General features: G+C 48.6%; 5 protein-coding genes. 2 read left to right on the top strand and 3 right to left on the bottom strand.

The window, feature by feature from the left end; translation table 11 throughout:
- A partial coding sequence (locus IQ242_RS09585; protein WP_193959810.1) for a hypothetical protein occupies nucleotides 1–4,860 on the top strand: 4,860 nt, incomplete at its 5' end.
- Nucleotides 4,861–5,119: 259 nt separating this feature from the next.
- Here IQ242_RS09585 and IQ242_RS09580 read toward each other — a convergent pair.
- Nucleotides 5,120–6,310 carry a HEAT repeat domain-containing protein gene (locus IQ242_RS09580; protein ID WP_193959809.1) on the bottom strand — a complete coding sequence of 397 codons (1,191 nt, stop codon included), beginning with the start codon at nucleotides 6,308–6,310 and terminating at the stop codon, nucleotides 5,120–5,122.
- Nucleotides 6,311–6,946: 636 nt separating this feature from the next.
- Here IQ242_RS09580 and IQ242_RS09575 point away from each other — a divergent pair.
- A complete protein-coding gene (locus tag IQ242_RS09575; RefSeq protein ID WP_193959808.1) occupies nucleotides 6,947–7,168 on the top strand; it encodes a DUF4926 domain-containing protein in 222 nt (73 codons plus the stop codon).
- Nucleotides 7,169–7,289: 121 nt separating this feature from the next.
- Here the strand turns inward: IQ242_RS09575 and IQ242_RS09570 are convergent, their stop codons facing one another.
- Both IQ242_RS09570 and cbiQ read right to left on the bottom strand, forming a co-directional pair.
- Complete coding sequence (locus IQ242_RS09570; RefSeq protein WP_002769392.1) at nucleotides 7,290–8,072, bottom strand: energy-coupling factor ABC transporter ATP-binding protein; 783 nt, start codon at nucleotides 8,070–8,072, stop codon at nucleotides 7,290–7,292.
- Between the two features lie 14 nt (nucleotides 8,073–8,086).
- A complete protein-coding gene (gene cbiQ, locus IQ242_RS09565) occupies nucleotides 8,087–8,860 on the bottom strand; it encodes a cobalt ECF transporter T component CbiQ (RefSeq protein WP_193959807.1) in 774 nt (257 codons plus the stop codon).
- Nucleotides 8,861–9,118: the final 258 nt, after the last annotated feature.

Genomic DNA, 9,118 nt, shown 5'->3' with positions numbered 1-9,118 from the left:
GTTATAAGAGTGAGAGCTTCCCATCCCCCTCTACTACAAGGTTTAGAACAATGGCTCCAATTAGGATTACTTGAGGAATTTCAAGTCAAGCAACTGTGTCGGGAAAACCTCTCCTGTGTCGTGCCTATACTGACAACTGCCCCTACCAGAGAGCCGCTGCCAGACCCCATCTCCTCCCAGCAGACTCCCCCACCCGCGCTACCTTCTCGACGGCCAGAAGCTCCCCGTAGAATCCCGCCACAGCCGCCAACATCTCCTCGACGGCAGGAAACTCCCAGCCAGTTTGGACAAATGTTACAGTCTCTGATGGCAGAATTGAGCGTCCTCTGGCTGCTGCTGTTGGGAGTCTTCATGGTGGTCATCTCCTCTGGTGTCCTCGCCGCCAACTTTTGGGAAAAATTCTCAAGCGCCGGACAGTATGGGGTTTTGTGGCTTTATACTTTAGCTTTTTGGGGAGCCAGTTTTTGGAGTAGCCAACAGCCGCGCCTGCGCCTGACCAGTCAGGCTTTGCGCCTGGTTACTCTGTTGCTAGTACCGATGAATTTTCTGGCCATGGATAGCTTGGGCTTGTGGCGCAACCCTCTAGACTGGTTGATTGTGGTAGTGGCTGCCCTTTCCCTTACCGCCGTAACAGTTCAACTATTCCGGGGGAGGTACGGGGAAACTGGCCCGGCAGGATTTTCTCAAAGTCTGCCGAATCACTTGGGATTGAGCTATCTGCATTGGGGATGGGCAATTGGGGGTTTTCCCTTGCTGGCAACTTACTTGGGCATGGTGGGAACAACTTTGATCTCCCTTTCCCGTGTTCCTGAAGGAGCCGGACAAGAAGCAGCATCAAGGAGAGAAAGATTAGCCGCTTTTAGCTTAAATGAGGCAATTGTCGTCTATGGGCTGGTTATCCTGCTGGTGCGGGCAATTTTTATCGCTCAGGTAGAGATTAGCCAATTGGGGCTGGCTGTGGGGATTTGCGGCTGGTTAGCCAGTTGGCAGACCAGACAATCTGTTTCCTTGTGGCAGCGTATCGGCGGTAGCTTGCTGCTGCTAGGTTGGTTACTGTCGGTGGGTGAAACACCTTGGCAAGCCCTAGCAGTGAGTGGTTTATCACTCCTGTTTTTTGCCCGACGCATCGGTTACTCCTGGCGGAAGTTCGACTTGGCAGCAGCCTTGCTGATTGGGTTGCAGGGGTTGTGGCTGGCTTGGCGCTTACTTCCAGACACTTTCAGGCAAGGGGCAATCACCTTGGGGACTGGTTTAACTGGCGCTGAAGCTACCCCTTGGGCGTTACTAAGCTTAGTTCTCTTTCCTTACCTAGTCTTGATCCTATTCCTGACAGATTGGTTCTCCCAATTGGGCAAGCGGGAATTAGCCTCTTTTACCGGCTCGATAGCCTTGTTCTGGGGAACAACCTTGACCTTTTGCTCCTTAGTCAATCCTGCCTTGAGGACGCTCAACTTGGCAGCTTCAACCCTGGCGTTAGTAATTTTCAGCCAACGGCAAGTCAAACTAGCTTCCCTTCAAGAGATTTCCCGCCGTTTTCTCTCCCTGGCCTATCTCACTCACCTAGCTGGCTTGCTCACCCTAATTTTGGCGATTGACTGGGGATGGCCAAGGCTGAGTTGGGCAGTTTGGGGCGTGATTTTAATCATGCTGGCGGTGCTGGAATTGGCATTCAGCGTGAAACGGCCTTTTCCTGCTACTTCCTTGCTTCATCTCCTACACCACACAACTTGGAATCTGGGACTAATCTTGGCTGGGCTATCCTATGGCTTGTTTGTCCTCAATCAGGGGGCAGTTTTCGCCCAGTTGACCTCTGTGTTGGAGCACCCGCTTATGGGGCTAGAGTGGGGCTTAGTCTGGGGTTTGGCTCCCCTGGCCCTGACTGGGGTGGGAACTTGGAATCTGGCTCGGCGGGAAGTTGCCAGTTGGTTGAGTATAGACGCTTTAGCCCTGTGGCAGTGGCTTATCTTAACAGCCCTACTCCTGCAAGGGTTGGAACCAGGAATTGCCTCAATTGGCTTAGGGATGGCTACAGGATTGATGTTCGTCAATAGCCGTAACTTAGAGCAGGTAGCAGCAGCAGCGATTACCGTAGGTTTTGGCTTGAGTTGGCTGGCACTGTCTTTGTGGGATGGCAGTTTTGGTTGGGCATTGCGGCAAGAAGCAAGCTGGCTGTTGGCAGGGGTAATTACTGCGACAAGCTTGTGGATTCTCCGCCAATGCTTAAGGGCATTACCGAATAATTTGGCGAGAATTTATGCCCAGGTTAGCGATGGTTGGGCAACTTGCCTCTCGCTCCTGATGTTATTGGCGCTTTCTGGCAATGTCCTTAATTCTCCAGACGGTAGAGAAGCGATCGCCACTTGGCTGCTGATGGGGGCGACAGCTTATCGCAGTTGGCAACCCTCGCGCCAACCTAACCTAGTCATTTGGTTGAGCATCTCAGTCCTGCTAGTTGCCCAAATTCCCACCTGGGTAGGGGAAGAAACTCGTCTCGTCACCCTGGCGATCGCCACTGGGTTGATGTTCTTCCAGACTCATCGCCTACAAAAATTAGCAGCGGTTGCCATCACGGTAGGCTTGTCCTTGGGCTTGAGCGTTGCCTTACTAGAGAGATTGCCTCTCCCTGGATTAGATTGGCTGTTGGCGGGGGCAATCGCCCTTATCCCCCTCTGGCTGTTGCGCTATTGGTTGAGCCAGCGTACTTCTGCACTTGCCCTCCTCTATGCCCGCGCCTGCGATGGCTGGGCAATCACCCTCTGTAGTCTGGAGTTGTCGATTCTGGTAGCTAACACCTCGATAGTGCAGGAGCCTTTCCGTACTCTCCTCTTGTCGCTCTTGCTTATGGGAGCAACCGCCTATCGCAGTTGGCAACCTCCCCGTTTTCCCTCAGCAATCTGGTTGAGTATTGCCACCTTATCCCTAGTCCAGTTGCCCTTGCTAGGGCTGACAGGGTACAGGCTAATCGGCTTAGGAATAGCAACTGGGTTGATGCTGGTTCATGCCTATTATTTACAACAAGGGGCGGCAGTTACCCTTACCATCGGCTTCGCTCTGGCTTTGTGGGGCATTTGCCTGTGGGATGGTTGGGCGGGATGGGCCTTGCGTTCAATTGACGGCTGGTTGCTGGCAGTTGCCTTGCTCTTAGCTGTCCTCTGGATGCTGCGAAGTTGGTTCTTGCGCCGCCAGAGCCAACTTACCGCCCTCTATACCCAGTCCCTCGATGGCTGGGCAATTGCCCTCTGTAGTCTGGAGTTAGTCGCCCTGACTCTCCATTCTCTAGCCGTTTACTGGGATTGGATGGCGGCCTCAAGCCTCTCTGTCCTAGGGGCTGCCCTGACTTTAGGGGCGATCGCCTATCGAAGCTACCTCGAGCCGAGTAACTGGGGCATCTACGGGGTAGGCTGGAGCTTGGAACTGTTCACCATCGAAGTTCTCAACCTGACTAAGCAGTCTTTAATTGCCCTAGCGATCGCCAATATTCTCTTGGGATTGCTTACCCAACTGTTGGGAGATTGGTGGCACAGATCTACTCACAGACGGGAAATGCTCAATAGCTGGAATATTCTACCCTTGCTCTATGGGGCATTAGGAGCGGCTCTGCGTTGGGGATTTTTCAGTAGTTGGACTGGCTTGAGTTCTCTGGGACTGGTACTGATTGCCATCGGAGTTGGGCGGCGCTCTCCGGCCGGGAAGCCCTTGTTGTATCTGGGAATTGGCGGGATCTCCATCTCAGCCTACGAGCTATTGTTTTATCAAATTGCCGACCTGTCCCAAGGCGATCAATTTTTGGCAATGGCAGCCCTGGCCGCCAGCTTGGTTTACGGCTATCGATTGCTCTCTCCCTGGTTGGCTGGCTACTTGCCTCTGACGGCCTCAGAATTGAAGTTGGTTGCCCACCTGCACTGGGCTTTGGGCAGTTGCCTGTTACTAGGGGCTTTATTCTATCCCGTTGCAGTCAATCAACTGTTGGGATTGGCAACCGGTATCTTTTTGACTCGTTATGCTATCTGGCAAGGGCGCAACCATCCTGACCAGGCGATCGCTGAAATCTGGGTCTATCTGGGTATTCTAGAAGCGACTGGGATTGGGGTTTATGCTGCCAATACTATTCCTCCGATGGAATTCTTCTCTCAATACCTAGTTTCTTGGTTGGGAGTAATCGCCTCTGGGGTGGCTGTTTTCACCTATCTGCTCCCTTGGCGGCTTTGGGGCTGGCCACCTCGTCCTTGGCAATTCCTCGCTCTTGTTCTTCCAGGACTCGCCCTTGGGGGCAGTTTAGACAAGCTCAATCCCCTAAGTTTGCTGGTGGTGGCTGGATTCTATGCTTGGCTGGCTTGGCTGCGGCAGCAACCCCGGTGGCGCTATCTTACCCTACTGTTAGTGAATTGGGCGATCGCCCTTTGGCTGGCGGCTTTCTCTCTGGCAACTCCCTTCGCCTACAGCAGTCTTGTCGGATTGTCTATCCTCTGTCTTGTCTGGATAGAACCTACCTGTCAGGGGAGGCAAGGCAAATCCTGGCGCCACCTGCTTCGCCTCTTGGGAACAGGCATTATTGCTAGTGCGGCTCTCTGGTTTCATCATCAGACGGGAATCCTGCCTGGTATTCTCAGTTTAGTGGCAATTTTTGCCGGATTAGCCTTACGAATTCGCGCCTTCCTCTATCTTGGCACTTTTACTTTTGTGGCTAATGCTTTCTATCAGTTGGTAATTTTGATTTCCCTTTATCCTCTGCTTAAATGGATTATCGGATTGCTGGTGGGGGTTAGCTTGCTCTCAATTGCTGGCAATTTTGAAACTCGCCGTACTCAATTAACTAGCTTGCTGCAAAATTGGCTCCGAGACTTACAGGAGTGGGAGTAATGCTTGATCCTTTGATAATGTCCTCTATGTAGGGCTGGCTGAATAATGGTAAAACCCTTTTAAAATAAGGCTTTTGACCTGCTAAAACCCGATGTTCATGCTGCGAAAATCGGATTAAGACCTTCAAAAACCTTGCATTATCCTTCTTTGAGTACACAAACTGGTACAAAAAAAAGAGGACAACAAAGCCTGAAACGACCGACGACTGGCTACTGACGACCGACTCCTAACCCCACCAACAAACTTTTTGCCGCAAACCCTATATAGTTGCATGATCTAGCTTTTTCAGGGCGCTGAGAGCATGGAGACGGACGATTGCTTCCCCATCGGCTGCTAAAGTCAGCAAAATACTTTTATTATCCCGCTCTAATTCTCCTAAAGCGATCGCTAGAGACTGTTTAACTCCCGTATCAGCGAGGATCGCCGGACGGGAGTGATAAAAATTACTGAGAATTTCCCCTGCTTGTCGGCGTAATTTCTGGGGGGTTTGCCGGCCGAGAATAGCGATAATTTCACGACAAATCAAGACATTTTCGCTATATAAAGCCTTTTCTAGGTAATTTAAAGCTTCCCCATCCTCGATCCAGCCCAATGCTCGCACTACAGTTAATTTTAAACTATTGGGAGTTAAGGAAGATTGCAGCAGTGGATTTAAAGCTTTAGCTGAGGTTGCTGTGCCGATACGACCGAGAGCGATCGCAGTTTCTTGACAGATCTCGAGGTGGATATCGAATAACAGCGGTTGCAGATGGTTAACTAAATCTGCTTGGGGATAACTTGGCGCTAGGTAACTACTAGCTTTAATTGCTTCCCGTCGCACCTCGATGGCCGGATCCCGTAAAGCATCGAGGATCATCGCAGTAATCTGGGTATGGTGAAAACTGCTTAAAGCTTCGATCGCCATGGCCCGAATGGCGCTAGATTGATCCTTAACTACGGTTAAAAGCGGTTCGATAATTTCCGGCCGGCGAATTTGTGATAAAGCTTGTACGGCTAAAAAACGCCTGTTCGAGTCGGACAGTAATTGTTCTAAACTGGAGATCGCAGAACTGCCGATATTAGCTAAAGCGGCCGCAGCCATTTGGCTGAGTTCCTCCTCCTCCGATCTTTGCAATAATTGACTGAGAGCGAGAATACAGGCTCGATCGTCAAATTGACTGAGAATTCTTGCCAGAAACCAGCGCATTTCCCCATCTTGCTCCTGGGATTCTAACAGGGCAATTAAAGGAGCGATCGCCGATTGACCGATTTGAGGAAATAGTTTCGCTATCTCCCATCGCTGTTGAAAATCACATTTTTGTAAAGCTTCTAGGGCTAAATCGAGGATTTCATCGTTAATAATCGATTCAACAGCATCTTTTTGGTTTAAAAGTCGCTGTATGCTGGCGTTTACTGTCTCCCAGTCCTTTTTATTCAACGCTATCTGAGCTTTTTCTAGCAGAGCTTGCATCGTGAGAAATGGCCTCGATTTTCGTGCTACCTATCCTAAGAATGTCAGACTTTCTCGCTTTTGTCTTCTCTGATAATGCAAGAAACCGATAATAAATCTCCAAATTGTGCATCAGACATCAGTATTTAGGGTTTGCGACAAAAAGTACGGGCGAAGCATTCGGATAGAAAATCTCTGGTTTCACCGATAGGTTATTGCCCGAATGCTTCGCCCCTACAGGACGCGGGCCGATGAAGACGCAAGGTTTTGAACCACGATTCTCTCAAAATCTTGCACCTGTTTCGCTCGTAAAGCCACAAAACCCTTACCTTGCCTACATTTCACATTTATTCAGCAAGCCCTATTTACTCAGGGCAAGCTATCCACAGACTTCTTGCAGAAGTGGGAATATGGACAAAAGTATATTATCGAAAAAATCGGGTCTAAAACCTCGCCTTAAGGCGAAAAGTTTTGGGAGCGGGGCATAAATCCCCGTTACAAAAACGGCCTCCTGCCCCCTGCCTTCGTTAATGACTTTCCCCTGAATCATCAAAACAAAACAGCTATTATTCCCAGTGTTTGGATAATCAGAAATGATGAAAATTTTCACTGTTTAGTTACTTGTTATGTACTTTAAGGAGATAAGGAGATAATGAAATGAAACTCTTAGATGTGGTTGATTTATTAGAAGACTTACCACAATTGGGATTATATCGCAGGCAAGTGGGAACAATTGTAGAAGTCTATGAGCCAAATGTTTTTGAAGTTGAATTTAGCGATACTTCTGGCCTTGCTTATGCTATCGAAATCTTACAAGAAAATCAATTAATGTTATTACATCATTCTCCCTTAGAATCCCAAAAATTAACCGCTAAGTAGCGGTAAGCTGTTGACTATCTCAATCACTCGCTAAGACTGTCTATGAGAGGGGAAAAGGGAGCTTTTTTTAGTGTTCAGTAAACAGTAATCGGTGAACTGAAAACTCACATCTGATAACTGATCACTGATCACTGACTTGTGAGGGCGCATCAGCGATCGCACAGTAGGGACGACTATAACAAAGGGGTGTTTCCAAGTCGTGTTGTTCCAAAAATTCCCGATTACTTAAAATCTTAGCGGTTTCTCCCTCTCCCACCACCTGACCACGACTTAACACCACCGTGCGATCGCATAATTCTAAAGCCAGATCGAGATCGTGGGTAGCGATCACTTGGGTTTGGGGTAAAGTGGCTAACAGTTGTATTAATTGCCGACGGGACCGGGGGTCCAGTTGGGCGCTAGGTTCATCAAAAACTAAGACCTGCGGCAACATGGCTAAAACCCCCGCAATGGCCACGCGTTTTTTTTCACCCCCCGATAGATTCTGACTGTTTCTCTTACCATAATGCTGGGAATCCAATCCCACTGCGTGTAAAGCATGATGACAGCGATGGTTTAAATCCTCTCCCCGAATTCCCTGATTCATCGGGCCAAAAGTCACATCCTCCCAGACAGTGGGCATAAATAGCTGATCGTCGGGGTTTTGGAAGACTAAACCGACAAAATTGCGGATATTTTCTAAATTCTCTGGTTTAACTTGGTAGGGACCGACGGTGATTTTACCCGTTTGTGGCGGGAGAATACCGTTAAAATGCAGTAATAAGGTGGATTTTCCCGATCCATTTGCCCCGACTAAAGCCACCTTTTCCGTAGCTTCAATGGCTAAATTAATACCCTTTAACGCTTCTGTACCGTCAGGATAGGTATAAACTAGGTTTTCAATAAAAATCGGGTTGTGGTGCATGAAAAACGAGACTTTTACCTGAGTAGATGTACCATTTGACCCCAGAGGATCAGAATTACTATACAAATTATAGCGAGATAATCTTTCAGCTTGCTTTGGGGAACCTGCACAGAAGGCAAGGAACCAGTGTAACCCCTCGATAACATGGCCTGATAAATGCGATCGCCCCGTTCGTAGGTACGGATAAATAAAGAGCCGATCATGTGTCCCACTAGCAACCGTTGCCATCGGGGACTACTCATTAAATTACGCGCAATTGCTGCCCTTCGCATGGAATTAAATTCAGCGATCAAAACAGCTAGATAACGGTACATAGAAGCCAAAATTGCCACCAATAAAGGGGGAGTTTTTAGGGTAACTAATGCTTGCAACAGGTCGGGAATTGCTGTCGTTAAAACCAGAATATTGACCGTACAAAGACAGAGAAAAGCTTTTATGGCCACACTGCCTAACACCAGCAATCCCTCGCTAGTTACCCGCAAAAATCCCCAAGACCAAAGAATTTCCCCGCCATCGCGAAAAAGGGTTCCCAATAAAACCACACCGATAAAGACAAATTCGATCGCTACTCTTTGTAAAAGTATAGGAATAGTCACCCGACTAATCAGAATTAAAATAATTAATCCTAATCCGTAAATTGCCCAAGTTTCCCAGCTACCATTCGGAGTTAAGGCTGTGGCAAAAACTAACAAAAGAGTCACTAAAACCCGGGTATGGGGCGCAAGTTTCTGCCAAAAACCGCAATTTTGGCGCTCATTTTCGCAAGAAAAAGTAGCAATGTGTAGCATTTATTCAGTTATCAGTTATCAGTTATCAGTTATCAGATGAACGTAGGTTGGGCTTCGGCCGTGAGCTTTTGCCGAACGGTTGAAGCATGAAACCCAACGCCCGCATGGGTTACGCTACCGCTAACCCATCCTACCAATAATTGTGCCTCCCTACTTATCAGTGATCAGTGATCAGTTATCAGTTATCAGTGATTTAGGTATTTAGGGATTTAGGGAAATTTCAGCCAAATGCCGCACTACCCCACTACCCCACTACCC

The organism is Microcystis sp. LEGE 08355, assembly GCF_015207185.1.
Lineage (GTDB): Bacteria > Cyanobacteriota > Cyanobacteriia > Cyanobacteriales > Microcystaceae > Microcystis > Microcystis panniformis.
The sequence above is the reverse complement of the archived record's forward strand: the minus strand, read 5'-3'. Positions and strand labels throughout refer to the sequence as shown.